Annotated in this window: 17 protein-coding genes and 1 pseudogene; 10 read left to right on the top strand and 8 right to left on the bottom strand. The window is 68.3% G+C overall.

What is annotated here, in order from left to right; translation table 11 throughout:
- Positions 1-57: 57 nt before the first annotated feature.
- Both AB0B96_RS32980 and AB0B96_RS32985 read right to left on the bottom strand, forming a co-directional pair.
- The gene (locus tag AB0B96_RS32980; RefSeq protein ID WP_362905087.1) at positions 58-213 is read right to left on the bottom strand and encodes a hypothetical protein; all 156 of its coding nucleotides are present in this window, start codon (positions 211-213) and stop codon (positions 58-60) included.
- Between the two features lie 247 nt (positions 214-460).
- Positions 461-1,615: a hypothetical protein gene (locus AB0B96_RS32985; RefSeq protein ID WP_362905089.1), complete on the bottom strand. Its 1,155-nt coding sequence runs from the start codon at positions 1,613-1,615 to the stop codon at positions 461-463.
- A 330-nt stretch (positions 1,616-1,945) separates the two neighbouring features.
- Here AB0B96_RS32985 and AB0B96_RS32990 point away from each other — a divergent pair, with 330 nt between their 5' ends.
- From AB0B96_RS32990 to AB0B96_RS33020, 7 genes and pseudogenes are all read left to right on the top strand, one after another.
- Positions 1,946-2,176 carry a hypothetical protein gene (locus AB0B96_RS32990; RefSeq protein WP_362905091.1) on the top strand — a complete coding sequence of 77 codons (231 nt, stop codon included), beginning with the start codon at positions 1,946-1,948 and terminating at the stop codon, positions 2,174-2,176.
- Positions 2,173-2,490, top strand: a complete 318-nt coding sequence (locus AB0B96_RS32995; RefSeq protein ID WP_362905093.1) for a hypothetical protein — start codon at positions 2,173-2,175, stop codon at positions 2,488-2,490. The genes AB0B96_RS32990 and AB0B96_RS32995 overlap by 4 nt, the downstream gene beginning before the upstream one ends.
- Before the next feature lie 115 nt (positions 2,491-2,605).
- Complete coding sequence (locus AB0B96_RS33000; RefSeq protein ID WP_362905095.1) at positions 2,606-3,037, top strand: hypothetical protein; 432 nt, start codon at positions 2,606-2,608, stop codon at positions 3,035-3,037.
- 129 nt (positions 3,038-3,166) lie between these two features.
- On the top strand, positions 3,167-3,331 hold the full coding sequence (locus AB0B96_RS33005; protein ID WP_362905097.1) for a transposase: 165 nt from the start codon (positions 3,167-3,169) through the stop codon (positions 3,329-3,331).
- A gap of 110 nt (positions 3,332-3,441) precedes the next feature.
- Positions 3,442-3,567 (top strand): hypothetical protein, encoded by a 126-nt coding sequence (locus AB0B96_RS33010; RefSeq protein WP_362905099.1) that lies wholly within the window; start codon positions 3,442-3,444, stop codon positions 3,565-3,567.
- A 12-nt stretch (positions 3,568-3,579) separates the two neighbouring features.
- Positions 3,580-3,957: pseudogene (locus AB0B96_RS33015) on the top strand (hypothetical protein); the annotation flags it as partial.
- Positions 3,958-4,123: 166 nt separating this feature from the next.
- Positions 4,124-6,472 (top strand): NACHT domain-containing protein, encoded by a 2,349-nt coding sequence (locus tag AB0B96_RS33020; protein WP_362905101.1) that lies wholly within the window; start codon positions 4,124-4,126, stop codon positions 6,470-6,472.
- Between the two features lie 134 nt (positions 6,473-6,606).
- On the opposite strand, the gene AB0B96_RS33025 is transcribed toward AB0B96_RS33020, so the two are convergent.
- The 3 genes from AB0B96_RS33025 to AB0B96_RS33035 form a co-directional block, all read right to left on the bottom strand.
- Complete coding sequence (locus AB0B96_RS33025) at positions 6,607-6,930, bottom strand: hypothetical protein (protein WP_362905103.1); 324 nt, start codon at positions 6,928-6,930, stop codon at positions 6,607-6,609.
- 195 nt (positions 6,931-7,125) lie between these two features.
- Positions 7,126-7,950 (bottom strand): inositol monophosphatase family protein, encoded by an 825-nt coding sequence (locus tag AB0B96_RS33030; protein ID WP_362905105.1) that lies wholly within the window; start codon positions 7,948-7,950, stop codon positions 7,126-7,128.
- A 137-nt stretch (positions 7,951-8,087) separates the two neighbouring features.
- Entirely contained in the window at positions 8,088-8,330 is a 243-nt protein-coding gene (locus AB0B96_RS33035; RefSeq protein WP_362905107.1) for a GntR family transcriptional regulator, read from the bottom strand.
- A 257-nt stretch (positions 8,331-8,587) separates the two neighbouring features.
- Here AB0B96_RS33035 and AB0B96_RS33040 point away from each other — a divergent pair, with 257 nt between their 5' ends.
- Both AB0B96_RS33040 and AB0B96_RS33045 read left to right on the top strand, forming a co-directional pair.
- Positions 8,588-8,818, top strand: a complete 231-nt coding sequence (locus AB0B96_RS33040; RefSeq protein WP_362905109.1) for a hypothetical protein — start codon at positions 8,588-8,590, stop codon at positions 8,816-8,818.
- Complete coding sequence (locus AB0B96_RS33045; RefSeq protein ID WP_362905111.1) at positions 8,815-9,132, top strand: hypothetical protein; 318 nt, start codon at positions 8,815-8,817, stop codon at positions 9,130-9,132. Before AB0B96_RS33040 ends, AB0B96_RS33045 begins: the two co-directional genes overlap by 4 nt.
- Positions 9,133-9,294: 162 nt before the next feature.
- On the opposite strand, the gene AB0B96_RS33050 is transcribed toward AB0B96_RS33045, so the two are convergent.
- The 3 genes from AB0B96_RS33050 to AB0B96_RS33060 form a co-directional block, all read right to left on the bottom strand.
- The gene (locus tag AB0B96_RS33050) at positions 9,295-12,867 is read right to left on the bottom strand and encodes a DUF4153 domain-containing protein (protein WP_362905113.1); all 3,573 of its coding nucleotides are present in this window, start codon (positions 12,865-12,867) and stop codon (positions 9,295-9,297) included.
- 291 nt (positions 12,868-13,158) lie between these two features.
- A complete protein-coding gene (locus AB0B96_RS33055) occupies positions 13,159-13,848 on the bottom strand; it encodes a response regulator transcription factor (protein ID WP_350946596.1) in 690 nt (229 codons plus the stop codon).
- 192 nt (positions 13,849-14,040) lie between these two features.
- Entirely contained in the window at positions 14,041-15,021 is a 981-nt protein-coding gene (locus AB0B96_RS33060; RefSeq protein ID WP_362905115.1) for a GNAT family N-acetyltransferase, read from the bottom strand.
- 238 nt (positions 15,022-15,259) lie between these two features.
- On the opposite strand from AB0B96_RS33060, the gene AB0B96_RS33065 reads away from it, so the two are divergent.
- A complete protein-coding gene (locus AB0B96_RS33065) occupies positions 15,260-16,108 on the top strand; it encodes an arylamine N-acetyltransferase (RefSeq protein WP_362905117.1) in 849 nt (282 codons plus the stop codon).
- Positions 16,109-16,204: the final 96 nt, after the last annotated feature.

The following is a 16,204-nucleotide window of genomic DNA, read 5'->3' on the forward strand; positions in this document are numbered from 1 at the left end:
ACCCTTATACCAGGGGCTTCTCTACGTCAGGGCCGAACCCAGCAACCCACAGCAAGCTCACGACCTGCGACACCAGGTTGGAATCAGCTCACTGTCCGTGGTGGACGCCCCGGCGATGGCGTTACCGATCTGCACCTGCTTCGTCGCGGCACGCGTCTGCTGGGCCGCGAAGCCGACAGCCACCACGGCTACGGCGACACTGCAGATGGCCACGATGCTCTCCAATGACACTTCCCCTCCGGAAGAACTGGCGACCTTGACATCAATAACGTCCACCGGCCGCAATTAGCTCCCCATTAAGGAATATTTCCCCACCCAAATTCACCGAATCAGACCTGCGGTCACCTTAGGTGTGAATTTACTGCCAATAGTGCACTAGGGGGCAAATATCCCATAGCAGGCACAGCACCTCTTCGAGCTGGAACAGCAGGGGTGCCACGCGGGCCGCCACTCGTGAGCCTCACGCGCAGGTCAGCACGCGGCGCAGGTCCTGGGCCGAGTCCGTCAGCGTTGACGTCGGCCCCGTTCCGGCGAGCTCGATGCGGTCGGCGACACGGAGCAGCAGGTTGACCGTACGTGCCGAGGCGATCTCGCTCGCCTGTGCCATCACCTCCACGATGACCGGCTCGGCCTCCTGCCACGCTTGTGCGTGTACGAGGCCGTTGAGCAGTTGGGCCCCGCAGTTATAGCGAGAACGTCCCCGCGTCAGGTGATGCTCGTAAGCCTCCGTAAGCGGGGTGACAGCCTTGCCCCACTCGCCCAGCTCCGCGTAGGCCATCCCCTGATGCCCGGCCAACTCGGCCTCGTCCATCCACCACGACCAGTACGGATCGCGAGTGCCGATGCTCTCGGTGAGCGCGGACCGTGCTCGATGGAGCGCTTCGAACCCCCGTGTCCCGTCACCCAGTGCGGCGAGCGCCCGACCTCGCCGTACCTGGAATATCGCTTCGACACGAGGAGGGAGGTCGCCACCGGCGAGCACGTCGTCGGCGATCCGCAACGTCTCGTGCGGGCGACGCTGAAACTGGGACAGCATCGAGAGGTGAGCCAGCTCCAGCAGCTCCATACTGCGATCTCCTGCGAGACGGGAGAGCATCATCGCCTCGTGGATGATCTGACGTGAGACGTCCTGCCGATCGGCGTCATGGGCCTGCCATGCGGCGATCTCCCCGGCCTCTCCGGCAGCGGCTTCGAGGTCTCGCTCGACGGTCGCGGTGAAGTTTCCTGCGGCGAGTTTGGCACTGGCAGTTCGGAAGACCCGCACTGCGAGGGGGAAGATCTCGTTTCCCCCGTACGCGGTGTCCAACGCGACAAGCGCCTGCCCGGTAGTCCGGAGCGTCATCACATACTCCGCGTCGGCCGGTCGGCCGTCTACGACAAATGAATCAAGCGCCTCGATGCCCAGTGATGCCGATGCGTCTGGACGAATATGGACGTTCTCCTCGAACAATTCGGTTTCCCTGAAACCAAACACCCGGCAGTACAGCGTGAGATAAGGCTCCCTGGGCCGGTGTTTCCCCGCTTCCCATCCCTTGATCGATCGCACCAGCGACTCCCTGGTCGGGAGGCGCTCGCGGGTCCACTCGTCAGCCGCTTCGGCCAGGCGCTTGGCCATCTCCTTTTGCGACCAAAGCCGAGCACACCGCTCTTCGCGGAGTCGAACAGCCCATACTGGAAGCTTTTTCATCACGCACCTCGGGCCGAGGGGAAACGTCGATCCCTTTATTTTCCCCCAGCACCACCTACCGATGCACAGGTTTACCGCGTGTGATGGACAGAGAATTCAAACAGGCGGGACCCGAAAGCGCTCAGCGGTCACCCCGCCTTCGTACTGGCCATCCAGCCCGTACGGCATCCCCTCCGTGTCTTTGCCCACCTCATGAAACGGGCTCGTCCATCACTGCGAACGATCGGACGAGCCCGTTATCGGATGGAGGTCCAATCAGTGAACGATGCCAAATCCACCCACCCTGTATCCACCATCCCCGGCTGGCGGTTGATTCTCAGTGATGCCGGGCGGCTATGGGCCAGCCGGGAGGAGCCCTTCCCGTCGGCCGCATTCCACGCCGGCGCCGAGCGGACCGTCGACGCCGACAATCTGGAAGCCCTGCGGGCCGAGACCGAACGGCAGGAAACCATCGCGCGGGAGGCACAGGCCGGGCAGGTGATCTCATGATCCGCCGCTGCCTGTCCGCCGCCCGAGGCCGCCACCGCGACGGCCAGGCCGTCATCGCGGTCCCGCACTACACCTGGGACCACGAAGCCCGCGCTCAAGCCGCGATGCTGGAGATCACCCAGCCGGGCTGGGCCGTGCTGTACGGCACCAGCAGTCGTCTCTTCCACGCCATCGCCACCTGGCCCGTCCCCGAGCCGCTGATCATCTGCGACCGGACCGCCGAAGGGCTGAGGGCCCAGATGCGCGAGGCCGAGAGGACCACGCTCCACCGCTGGGCCCTCACCTCCAGTTCAGCCAGCATCGGCCACTTCTGATGAACGGGCACGACGGCCCTCTCACATGGCCCCCAAGAGGGCCGCCAACTAACGTCATGCTGTCTTGACGTCAAGCCTCCTTGACGTCAAGACAGCATGACGAAATACTCGACCCATGGCGACTCCAGAGGATCTTGAACGTCAGTTCACGCTATTGGCCGCGACCGCGCGCTACGACGCGCTACGCACCCGTGAGGCACTGACCGCACCGGCCGACGAGGACGACGCCGAACTCGCGCCGCTCGACCCCGGCGCCGAGCCCCTGACCAGGGGTGAGGCGCTGGAGCTTCTCGCGCTGGGTGAGGTGATCGCACGGAAGGCGGGCTACGGACGTCAGCTCTCCGTACGCTCCGCCCGCCGGGCGGGCGCCTCGTGGTCGCAGATCGGTGCCGCGCTGGGGACCAGCAAGCAGGCCGCGTGGGAGGCCCACAACCGGTGGATCGACGAGCAGGCCGAGGAACGCGACGGCCACTGGGGCTGGAGCGAGGATGACGCGGCGGCCGCGCGCACGCTCGCCGGCGATCCGGAAGGCGCGGAGACGAAGTGAGCGAGGCCGCCGTCCGCCCTTGACAAAGCCTGACCTGCAGGCCGTCTTCGCTGCCTTTGCCGTGGGGTGCCCAGCAGATTCCAGATAATCCGCTCCGTAAGCTGACAAAAGTCTGGAAGAGGCAGGTATGTGACGAGGCGTCGCAGGCGGTTCTCGCCGGAGTTCAAGGAAGAAGCCATCCGCATGGTGCTGGAGGGCGGTCGGACGGTCGCGTCTGTGGCGCGGGAGTTCGACATCAACGGCAGCACGCTGGGCAATTGGGTGAACCGCAACGGCTCGTTCTTCGCACGATGACGAGAAGATCACGGGCCGATGACCTTGTGCTGGGCCCGGTTGTCGAACAAAGAGGACATACCTGGTTGACGCAGGAATGCGCCGCCTATGACGCCACACCATGAGGCATCATGGAGAGGCTCAACGACGTGATCCTGGAGGTGAGCATGGCCATCGATCGGTTCACCACGCCGTTGTACGGTATCGCCGAAGCCGCCGGCTACCTCGCGATCCCCGCCTCTACCTTCACCAGTTGAGCCTTCGGTTACCAACGCCGTCAGCGCGACGGCTGTGCGGTCCGCGCCAAGCCAGTCATCACCGCCATCCCGGCAGAGCGGCCGAACGAAGCATCCGTGCCGTTCATCGGCCTGGCCGAGGGCTATGCCCTGGCGGCGTTCCGGCAGGCCGGCGTACCACTGCAGCGCATCCGGCCGGCAATCGACGCATTGCAGCGGGAACTCGGCCTGGAACACGCCCTGGCCAGCCGCCGACTTTTCACCGACGGCGCCGAAGTCCTTTACGACTACGCCGAGCACGTCGGCGACGACTCAGCTCGCGAATTGGTCGTCGTCCGCAACAACCAACGAGTCTTCACCGAGATCGTGCAGAACTACCTGCGCCGCGTGCACTTCGCACCCGACGGATAGGCCAAAGTAATCATGCCTTCCGCAACACCGCTTCGCCGAGATCGTGCTGGCACCCTATCCATGCAGTTCAAGTGACATAACGCTCGTCCCCTTGGCTCGACCGGCAAGTGACCGCAATGATGTCAGGGTGAACGGAACGCCGATTCGTCCACAGATCATGGCTGCTATGGCCATCGCCCTGTTGAGCGCGATTGTGTTCGTCGTGTGGCGAAGGCTGGATCCCGACGACAAAATCAACTGGGCCGACTTGGCTGCGGTCGCGATCGCCGCCTCAGTGGCCATCGCCACCGTGGTGACCTGGGCTCGACGCCCTCGCCTTTCCGCCGGCCCACTCAGCCAGGCTGATGCGGCGGCAGCCGCCGACACATTGGCCGAATTAGTCAGGCAGCAGTGGCAAGCCGAAGCCCGCCATCGGTCGCTGGACGACCCCGAGCCGATCGCAGTGTCCTGGCAGTTCAGCAGCAACGAGACGGTGATGAGCCATCCCCGGCTCATCACCGCCCAGACAGACTTCACCTTCACCGGCCACAGTGGTGATATCGCCGCCCTCGCCCGCGATTTTCAAAACCTCACCCACCGCCGACTAGTCATCACCGGCGGGCCGGGCATGGGCAAGACCACCCTGGCCATACAACTGCTGCTGCACCTGCTCGCCACCCGCACCGGTCACCAGCTCGCCGATGGCAGCGAGATCGTCCCGGTCCCCGTGCTACTGCCGGTCTCCGGATGGAACCCGCACGCTCACCCCCGCCTGCAGCAATGGCTGGCCGATCGCCTAGTCCAGGACTACCCCGCGCTGAAAGCCCCCCAACTCGGCCCTGATGTCGCCACTGCGCTGGTCACGAGGGGGTACATCCTGCCGATTCTGGACGGCCTGGATGAGATCGGCGAGCAGGCCCGGGCTACCGTCATCACCGCGCTGAACGCCTCCCTGGCCACTGGCGATCAGCTCATTCTGACCAGCCGGACCACCGAGTTCGCCACCGCCGTGACCACAGCCGGCCGCCCCCTCAACGCTGCCGCCGTCATCACCCCGGTCCAACTGAGCCCACAGACCAGCGCCGCCTACCTGCGTGCCTGCCTGCCCGCCATCCCATCCAACGCCTGGCGCAACGTTCTGACCGCGATAGAAACCCGTGCCCTCGCCGGGTTGACCGAGATGACCGCCACCCCTTACGGCCTCTGGCTCATCCGAGCCGTCTACGCCGATTCCGGCACCGACCCGACACCCCTGACCGGCCCCCTCGGCAACACCACCACCACGCTGCGCGTCCACCTGCTTGACGAGCTGATCCCCTCCCTCATCAAAACCCGTCCGCCCAGCACCGAGTCCGGCGACCACTTCCTGCCCCGCCACCAACTCGACCCGGCCACCACCCGCCGCTACCTGACCTACCTGGCCCGCTGCTTCCCGCCCGCCACCACCCGTGACATCGCCTGGTGGCGCATCGCCGGCACGACCCCAAACGCCAACCAGTTGGTCAAACGTACCTTCGGACTCGCGGGCGGAGTCATAGGCGGACTCGTGGGCGGGCTCCTGGCCTTTCCCATGATCATAGTTTTGGAAGGGCCTCTAGGCAGTTTCGATGCTCCGCTGAGCGGACTGCTCCTGGGCGGACTCGTGACCGCGATTCTCAGCTGGCTCTCCACCAACGCTTGGCCCAGCAACATTCCTGGTCATGCCGACCTCCGTCGCCGCGGCCGCGTGTTCCTTCTCCTACGGGCTGTCAGTCTTAAGCTCCCGTTCGGCCTCTTGGTCGGGTTCGTGTTCGGATTCTTGGTCGGGCTCGGGACCATGTTCCCCATCACTCTCCTGCTCGCGATCAGGGTTGCGGAGGAGGGGGACGAACTCTTTGTGCTCAGGTTCGCGCTCGAGATCGCGCTTTCGGGCGGGGTCTCAGCCGGGTTCAGGGTCGGGCTTCCGTGCGGGATCGTACTCGGGCTTGCGAGGGGGCTCATGATTTGGGCCGAGCAACCCGCTCCCACGTCATTCAGTACTCCCACCTCCAGTTGGCGATCCGACAGGACCCTTACTCTTCTGCGAACGCTTCTGTTCGGGCTCGCCGGCGGGCTCCCGGGCTCCATCGTTATCGGGCTCGCAATCTGGGACTTTGTCGAGTCCGATTTCTGGTTCTGGCTTCTTTTATGGGGAACTTTCGGGCTCACTTTCGGCCTCCTGGGCGGCCTCGCGGGGCTTATATCCGGAAGCCATCACGCATGGCTGGCCTGCACCATCGTGACCGGTCGCCTCGCCCTCACCCGGCAGCTTCCCTGGCGGATCATGAATTTCCTCGATGATGCCCACAGGCTGGGGCTGCTGCGCGCCGTTGGGCCGATCTACCAGTTCCGCCATGCCACGCTGCACGATCATCTCGCCACCTCATCACCGACGGGTCCGGCAACCGAGCCCGCCGCCTTGCAACCAGACGCCCAGGCGCAGTCGGGATCTCCGCCACCCGTGCGCGATCCGATCCGTCCGGCGATTGAGGAACATCGCAAGACAACCCAGAGCTGAACATCGTGCGGCCGGAGTCCGGCGGAGCGCCATCCGGGCTGGTGGTAGCGAGGCGCGAGGATCTCGTCGATCAGTGCACCGCTAACCCAGTGCCGATGCGGACGCCGTCACGCGCAGGCCTCCACCTGTGAGCCTCACGCGCAGGTCAGCAGGCGGCGCAGGTCCTGGGCCGAGTCCGCCAGCGTTGACGTCGGCCCCGTTCCGGCGAGTTCGATGCGGTTGGCGACGCGGAGCAGCAGGTTGACCGTACGCGCCGAGGCGATCTCACTCGCCTGTGCCATCACTTCCACGAGGACCGGCTCGGCCTCCTGCCACGCTTGTGCGTGTACGAGGACCTGCAAGCAGCTCACCCGCCCCGCGAGGGTCCTCATCGCCCCTGCGAGGGGTCTCAACAGGGATCCGCGTAGCGCGCCGCCGAGGATGTCGGCCGTCCTCATCGCCCCTGCGAGGGGTCTCAACGCGCACACGATCGGCTCCCGCCTCTACAGCAAGCTCGTCCTCATCGCCTCTACGAGGGGTCACAACCGCTGCGCCACGGTGACAACCCGCCCGGGCAGGGTCCTCATCGCCCCTACGGGGGGAAGCTCAACCCGAGCCAACCTAACGAAGTACTACTAGGTAACGATCACCCGGTGGCCGGTGAATTCACGAGGTCAGGAACGCTCCTCAGGAGAGAACTTCGTTTCGCGTGCCTCTGCGATGAGTTCGATGAGATCAGTAAGGATTTTGGGACCCGCCGCGATGGTGGCTTCGGCGTTCATGGTGTGCGGGCTGCCGTCCAGATCAACAACGGTGGCTCCGGCTTCGCGGGCGATGAGTACTCCTGCGGCTGTGTCCCAGGGCTTGTTGCTGAGCATGATGCTGGCATCGACCCTGCCTTCTGCCACCCAGGCGAGGTCAATCGCGGCCGATCCGAACATCCGGACGCGTTGCACACGGGCGGCGAGTTCACGGGTGACTGCAAGGCGAAGCCAGTTTTCTGCCTTCGCGTCACCGCCTACCGCGTAGTCGCCGACGGCGACCACGGCGGCGTGCAGGTTCCCGGTCTCACTCGCGCGGATCGCCCGTCCGTTGGCCTGTGCCCCATGGCCCTCCGCCGCGCTGTAGCGGGAGTCGAGGAACGGCAGATCGATCACGCCGAGAGTCGGCATGTCCTGGTTGACCAGTCCAAGGGATACACCACACAACGGAATACCATGCAGGAAGTTGACGGTTCCGTCGACCGGATCGAGCACCCACAGCAGGCCGTTTGCGGCATCCCCTATGGCCCCTTCCTCTTCACCGAGAAACCCGATCTCGGGTGTCTCACGGCTCAGGAAGTCACGAACCGCATACTCCACGGCGTAGTCCACCTCGGTGGCCATGTCTCGGTCGCCCTTGGCGGTGACGGCTCCGGGGAGGCGAGTCTTCACGATCTCACTGGCGATAGTGACCGCCTGCTCGGCGATCGGCAGGAGTGCATAGGCGTCCCCAGTCAAAAGATCTCCCCGATCTCTCCTGCGGCGACTTCAAGATCTCGCTCCATGGCCGCCATGAAGTTCCTTGCAGTGAGTTCGGCGCCAGCGGCCCGTAAGATTTCGCGCCCCTATATGCGGCGTCCGGTGTGACCGAGGGCTTATTCCGCGCTGGATGAGGTCTTGACGTATACGCCCATTCCACGCACGGTCTCTACGAGCCCTTCGTCCTTGAGGACCTGGACCGCCTTGCGCAAAGTGTCGCGAGCGACCGCGAACTCCGCTTCCAACTCGACGAGACTCGGGATCCGGCGGCCTGGCGGGATCTGTCCCGAGGCGATGCGCTGGCGCAAAATCCCGGCAATCTGCCTATAAGGCGGCACCGGCCCCTCTCTGTCGATCATCCGACGAGCCTATGCGACCCCCCTAAACACCTGATAGCTACCCCAGAGGCTAGACGGGGGTAGTACACCAGAGGTACGGTTTTCCCGCAGACAGCGAAAGACCACCGGGTACTGAATCGCGCAGCACTCGCCTTGCCGCCGTACCGGCCGCCTTGCCCGTACGGCGCACCCTTCCATGCCCTGTCCACCACATAAAACGGGCCCGTCCACCGCTGGAAACGTCCGGACGAGCCCTTGATTGGATGGAGGTCCAATCGATGAACGATGGTAAATCCACCGGCCCCGAGCCCACCATCCCCGGCTGGCGGTTGATTCTCAGTGATGCCGGGCGGCTGTGGGCCAGCCGGGAGGAGCCCTTCCCCTCGATCGCATTCCACGCCGGCGCCGAGCGGACCGTCGACGCCGACAACCTGGAAGCCCTGCGGGCCGAGACCGACCGGCAGGAAACCATCGCACGGGAGGCACAGGCCGGACAGGTGATCTCATGATCCGCCGCTGCCTGTCCGCCGCCCGAGGCCGCCACCGCGACGGCCAGGCCCTCATCGCGGTCCCGCGCTACACCTGGGATCACGAGGCCCGCGCCGAGGCCGCGATGCTGCAGGCCACCCGCCCAGGCTGGTCGGTGCTCTACGGCACCGGCAGCCGCCTCTTCCACGCCATCGCCACCTGGCCCACCCCGGAGCCGCTGATCATCTGCGACCGAACCCTGGAGGGGCTGAAAACCCAGATGCACGAGGCCGAAACGGCCGTCCTGCACCGCTGGGCCCTCACCTCCAGCTCGGTCACCATCGGCCACTTCTGACGAACAGGCACGGCGGCCCCATCCCTTCCCCGGTCCCGGGGCCGCCGTGCCGCCGCAAGGGTGAAACGCGGGACTCGAAGACGCGGGCGGGGCCACCCATCCAGCCCACCCGCGTCATCCAGGCAAAAGGATCGATCGGCGAATAACACCTCTCGAAACCACTCAGTCCTGGTCGGGGATCTCCAGGCGGGAGATCGTCTGCGGGCAGGAAACCGTGCTGAGCACCGGCCGCTGAGCCAGCAGGTCCCTCGCCTCGCGGCGGGCCAGGTTCCAGCCGTTCCACGAATCGGGTCCGGCGAGGTCGTTGGCCGCGACCACGTCCCGCAGGACGCAGCTGCGGGACGGCTCGGGCAGCCGGTCCAGGGCGGGGACGGCCTCCGCGCCGAGGTCGCCCAGGTATTCGAGGTCGATCCGGTCCACGCCCCGTACGGCGATCTGGGTCTCCGCGACCCGCAGGTCGGGGTTCCACACCGCGAACGCCAGCAGAGAGACGCTCGTCATCAGCACCAGGGTCCTGGGCAGCCAGCGCGCGTGCCCGCGCCCGGTGAGCCGGGCCGCGCCCGCGGCGAGGACCAGCGCGAAGACCCCGCCCAGCCACAGCACCGTCGCCGACACCGAGGCCCGCAGCCGGGAGAGCCCGTAGGCGTCCGCGTACAGGTCCAGGCGGTGCAGCGCGGAGAACAGGATCACCAGGGTGAGCACGCACAGCACACCGAGCAGCCCGGCCATCAGCCAGCGGTCGGAGCCCTTGAGATCCAGCGTCCCCGAGGCGACCGCGACGATCGCCAGCACGAACACGCTGACGACGACGAGCTGGAAGAACCCCGAACGCGCGTACTCCGCGTAGGTCAACCCCGTGGCGGAGACCACCCACCGGGTGGAGCCGAACAGCACGGTGAGCTGCATCCCCACGAACGTGGCGAACAGCAGGTTCAGCGCCGTCAGCGGGGTCACCCAGAGACCGCGGCCCACCGTGACCTTCAAGTCGGGGGCCTTCGGCTCGGCCACGGGCCGCAGCCCGACCAGCACGGCGGAGGCGACCACGCACGCGAAGACGACGAAGAGGAAGATCCTCAGCGGCAGCGACTCCGCCCACTCCTGCGCGCTGAACACCCGCTCGACGGCCTCGGCGAAGACCGCGTCCGCCGAGACGAACAGCGCCCCGAACACCGCCAGCAGCACGACGGTCAGCCCGCCCCCCAGCAGCAGGGGCATCACCCGGCGACGGGACGCGAGGCCCTTCAGCCTCGCCCCGAGGAACCACGGCACCGGCAGCAGGCCCAGGATCACCGACGCGCCGCCCCTGATCACCCCGAGCCAGCCGCGCCCGGCCCCCGACAGAGCGAGCGCGGCCGTCAGGAATCCGGCCAGCAGAAGGATGCCGACCAGCCAGTCCGCGTCCCTGAACATCACCGTCGCGACCAGCCCGTAGGCGACCGCCCCCATCCCCGCCGACCACGGGGTGATCCTCCTGCGCACCGCGGGGATCGTCGCCGCCCCCATCGCCGCGGCCACCAGTACGAGCCCCAGCCCGGCCCTGCTGTACGGCACCGCGACCGCGGCGAGCAGCCCGACGGCGGCGGACACCGGCAGCACCCAGCGGGGTGTGTCCGGCAGCTCGGGGCGGGGGAAGACCGGCGGCGCCTTGTACCCTCCCGGAGCTCCGGGACCGTCGTAGCCTCCGGGAACCCCAGGACCGTTGTGCCCTCCCGGAGCTCCGGGACCGTTGTACTCTCCGGGAGTCCTGGGACCGCTCCCCCCGCCCGGCCGGGAGCCCGCCGATGAACCCGTCGCCCCTTCCCTGACTCCCGCCGCCCGCGCCTCACCTTCCCGCCGGGGAGCCCCTGTGCCCCCTGCGGTGACGCGTCGCGTGGCGGGTTCCCGTCCCGAAGGCCGGTGCGGGAGCGGTTCGACGGAGGCCAGGAAATCGCTGGTGGGTGTGGTGGCGCCGATGACCGTGCCGATGAACGCGCCGATGGCGAAGAGGACGGATCCCGCGAAAGCGGCGAGCAAGGCGTCGACGGTCGCGAGCGCGATGCCCACGATCACCCCGCACACCAGCCCCGCGATGCCGCCGAGGAAGACCCCGGAGAACGCTCCCGGCCAGTTCCGCATCACGACCGGCTGCTGACGTGCGCTCCCGTCCCTGGCGAGCACGGGTCGTGGAGGGTACGGCTGCGGGGAGGGTCGTACGGGAGGAGGCAGGGCGGCGGCTCCGGGGGCGAGGGCGGCAGGCGCCGGTCCCGACCCCGACCCCGACCCCGACCCCGACGACCCCGACCTCGGCCCCGGCCCCGGAGAAGCGGGCACCTGTCCGGCCGCAACCGTCTCAGAGACTTCGGGCGTGCGACCGCTCTCCGCCGGTTCGACCGGCTCCCTGGATTCGACGGCCACGGAACCCTGATCGGCCCCGGACGCGCGACCGGCTTCCACCGGTTCGTCGGACACGGGAGTCCCGGTGACCCCAGTGACTGCGGCGACCTCGACGACCTCGCGACGTCCGGACGACAGCCCCGCCACGAGCGGGACGGACGACGTGGCGGTCACGAGCGGGACCGGCGGCGTACCGGCCGTGGACGGAAGCGACGGCGTGGAGGTCTCGGACGGGACCGACGCCGTACCAGCCTCGGACGGGATCGGCGGCGCGGAGGCCGCGAGAGCCGCAGGTTCCGCGGGCTCTGCAGGCTCTGCGGGCTCCGCGGGAGCCTCGCTCGAAGGCTTCTCGCCCCGGGCGGCGGCGTCCTCCCCCGAGGGGAGGGGGTCCTTGCCGGGGAGGGACGGGGGGTTCATCTTGATCCTTTCCGGAAGGTCGGCCACGATGTGGCAGCCGACACCGTCGTCGACGTGGATGGAGCCGCCGTGGAGTTCGACGATCTCCTTGGTGATGGCGAGGCCCAGCCCGGCGCCGCCGTCGTCGGCGGCCCGGCCCGCGTCCAGGCGGGAGAAGCGCTCGAACGCCCGTGCCCGGTCCTCGACCGCGATTCCCAGCCCCTGGTCGCTCACTCTCAGCCGGACTCCCTCTCCCCTGGCCGTGGCCGCCAGCACCACCGCCCCGCCCGCGGGACTGTGGCGCACCGCGTTGTCCAGCAGGTTGGCGAGGACCTGCGCGAGCAGGTCGGGATCGGCGCGCAGGCTCAGGCCCTCGGGGACCTCGCAGCGCGCCACCACCCCCTCCCTCGCGAGTACGGCCTCCCGCAGGGCCTGCTCGCACAGCGGACGCAGCTCGACGTCCTCGCGCTCGATGAGCCGTGCCCCGGACTCCAGACGGGACAGGTCGAGCAGTTGCGCGACCAGACGGCCCAGCCGCTCGGTCTGGGCGAGCGCGGTGCCGAGGGTGACGGGGTCGGGCTCCGAGACCCCGTCGACCACGTTCTCCAGCACCGCACGGAGCGCGGTGATCGGCGTACGGAGTTCATGGCTGACGTTGGCTACCAGCTCACGCCGCTGCCGGTCCACCTCCCCCAGGTCGGCGGCCATCGCGTTGAAGGCACGGGCGAGCTCGCCGACCTCGTCGCGGGAGGACGCGGTGACCCGCAGGCCGTACCGGCCCTTCGCGATGGTCTGCGCGGCGGCGGCCATCTCGCGCAGCGGCTTGGTCATGCCCCGCCCGAGCAGCTGCACCATGATCAACGCGAACACCACGGCCACCGCGACGCGCACGTCGCGCGAGTAGCCGGCGTTGATGCCGACCTCGTTGACGACGAACGCCGTCACCACGGCCAGCAGGATCACCATTCCGAGCTTTACCTTGATCCGGCCCAGGAAGTCGAGAGGTCTCAATGGTCGGCGCGTCCCGGTGTTGGAGTGGAAGGGCACATGAGTGTCTGAGTGACGGAGAGGGCGATCGGTTCTCCTCCGGGCGCGAGCGCCGTTTCGGAGGCGCACGGAAACCAGCGTTAGCGGCCGTACACGAACGTGAGTCCGTGGCACCGTCGAGCGTGGGTCCGTGGCACCACGGAGAACCGCGGTCGCGGCCGGGCGCCCCTGTCGGACCGTGAACGGCGATCGGCGGACCGGGAGGGCCGTTCACGGTTTGACGAGGGCGTAACCGACGCCGTGGACGGTACGGACGACTCCGGGGCCGAGCTTGCGGCGCAGGGCCCGCACGTGGCTGTCGACCGTACGGGTGGCCGCGGCCTCGGAGAAGCCCCAGATGTCGGCGAGCAGCCGTTCCCGCTCGAAGACCTGGCCGGGGCGCTCGGCGAGGCGGCAGAGCAGGTCGAACTCGGTCCTGGTCAGCTGGGCCTCGGTGCCCCGCACGTAGACGCGGCGCTCGGCGGTGTCGATCTCGATGTCGGCGAGGCGGATGACCGTGTCGGCCACGGCCAGCTGGGAGGCCCGCTCGACCCGGCGCAGCAGGGCGTGCACCCGGGCGACCAGCTCGCGCATGCTGAACGGCTTGGCCATGTAGTCGTCGGCCCCTACCCCGAGCCCCACGAGAAGGTCGGTCTCCTCTCCCAGCGCGGTGAGCATGAGCACCGGTACCGGCCTCGCGGCCTGCATCCTCCTGCACACCTCCAGCCCGTCGAGGCCGGGCAGCAGCCGGTCGAGCACCACCACGTCGGGTCCCGTCTTCGCGTAGGCGGCGAGCGCGGTCTGCCCGTCCCCGACGACCTGCACGTCGAAGCCCTCGGCGGCCAGCCTGTGGCGTACGGCCCGCGCGATCGTCTCGTCGTCCTCGACCACGAGGACACGGCGTTGCTGAGGGGTTGCCATGCTCGGCAGCGTAGACCTGAGCCGTGCAGAAGACCTGTGGTGAATTGTGAAGGTTCTGCGCACCCGGCGACCGGCCGACCCGCCGACGGGGGCCTCGCGTACGAGGTCCCGTCGGCGAGTGCGGCCCTCCCGAACGGGTCCGCAGGGCCTTCCGCGCGTGCGAAGATCCCACGGATCCGGGGGAGGCCGGAATCAGGCGAGGATCAGGCGACGACCGGTGATCCGGTAGCCGATCCTGGCGAACGAGGCCGCCATGGGCGCGTTGCCCACGTCGGTGTTGTCCTTCACCTCGGGCTCGCCCTCCGCGACGAAGTTGTGCAGCGCCTCGGCAACGAGGTCGTCCGCGTAACCGCGGCCTCGGTGGGCCGGGTCGACCCCGAGGTAGCCGATCGTGGCGTTCCTGGAGTTGCGCGTCGCCATCACGATGCCGACGAGCTCTCCTGACGCGTCGCGGGCGAGCCGCCACCTCCGGCGCCCTCCCGGCATGTCGGCGACCTCGGCCACGGTCCTCTCGGCCGTCGCCCTCGCACCCCGCTCGGCGAGGTTGCGCCGGTCCCAGTCGTCGAGGCTGCCCTCGGCGACACGGGCCAGCAGGTTCACCACCACCTCGTCGTCGTCGGCCGGGGCGAAGGTGAGCCGGGCCGACCTGGGCGGCAGACCGTACTCGGGGAGCCAGTGCAGGTTGAGCCGCTCGACGGACCGCCGCAGTCCGGCCGTCTCCGCGGCGGCGATCCGGTCGGAGGCGTCCGCGAACGCGTCGGGGCGCTCGTGCCAGTCGGCGGGCAGGAACAGGTGGTAGTCGGGTCGCGCCCCGGACGGTGTGGCGTACCCGGGCGTGACCAGGGTCGCGTACGCGGCTCGCAGCAGGGCCGCTCCCACCTCGATCCGGCGCGGGCCGGAGCCGGGGTCGAACCAGTCGAGGCTGTAGGGGTGCTCAGAGCCCGGCGGACCCCAGAAGGCGGCTCTGGCGACCACCTCGTCGCCCCGCAGTGCGACCCAGACCCATCCGGGCCGGTAGTCGAGCTTCTTGAAGGGCAGGTGGCGGGCGCCGACGCCGGAGGCCGGGAGCGGGCCGTAGCGGTGGAACAGGTCGAACTCGCCCGCTTCGAGCGGACGGAACCGCAGATCGGAGAGGTCGGAGGTGGACAGGTCGGACAGATATGGCTCGGACAAGCGAAACTCCAGAAAGCAGGTGCGCTTCCCGGTCTCAGGCGGCCTGTCGCCCGAGGCGGGAGCGCGTGACCGAAACGGCGAACATGTGCTCCTCACCTCCTCACACTCGCGGGGACGGTCAGGCTACCGGCGTACCCGGGGCGGTCTCAACCGGATAATCCGGGCGCGCACCGCTCATTCCCGAGAAAGCGCATGTCCAAGGCTAGGTACGCGCTCACCTGGGCGTTAACGTGACAGGGTGATCGATGTCACCGCGTACCTCCGCAGGATCGGCGTGAAGGTCGACGGACCTCCGAGCGTGGAGTCACTGCATCTGCTGCACCGGGCACACGTCGAGCGCGTGCCGTACGAGTGCATGGAGATCTGGCTGGGCCGTCCGACGACCGTCGACCCGGTGGAGTCGGCGGCGCGGATCGTCCGGGGCCGTGGCGGCTACTGCTACCACCTGAACGGGGCCTTCTCCGAGTTGCTGAAGGCGCTCGGCTACCGGGTGACCCGGCATCGCGGCGGGGTGCAGGGCCGTGCCCAAGGCCCGGCGAACGTGGACGGCGGCCACCTCGTGCTCACGGTCTCCGGACTGCCGACCCCGGACAATCCTCAAGGGAGGTGGCTCGTCGACCAGGGCCTGGGCGACGCGCTCCACGACCCGCTCCCGCTCGTCGAGGGCACATACCGGCAGGGGCCCTTCACCTACGGCCTGCGTCCCTCCGAGGTGGAGCCCGGCGGGTGGCGGTTCGACCACGACCCGCGCGGCGACTTCCTCGGCATGGACTTCTGCGGCGTGCCCGCCGAGATGCGGGAGTTCGCCGCGATGCACGAGTTTCTCTCCACCTCGCCCGATTCGGGTTTCGTCCGCGTGGCCACGATCCAGCGGCGCGACGCCGGCGGTGTCGACGTCATGCGGGGGCTGATCCTGAGCCGTCGCGGCGACCGTGAGCACTCCCTGACCGCGCGGACCGAACGCGACTACTTCCAGATCCTCGCCGACGTCTTCGGCCTGCACCTGCCCGACGTCACCCCCCTGGAACGCGCCAAGCTCTGGCAGCGGTTGTGGACCGCCCACGAGAAGTGGTCCGACTCCCACTGACCCCCGGCTCCGGTCCGACCTGGCTCTCAACCCGGCCCGGATCAGCTCCCGGCTCGGCCCGGATCGGCTCTCGACCCGGCTCGATTCGGCTCCCGG

Source organism: Streptosporangium sp. NPDC049046, from assembly GCF_040649155.1.
In the GTDB taxonomy this organism is placed as follows: Bacteria; Actinomycetota; Actinomycetes; order Streptosporangiales; family Streptosporangiaceae; genus Streptosporangium.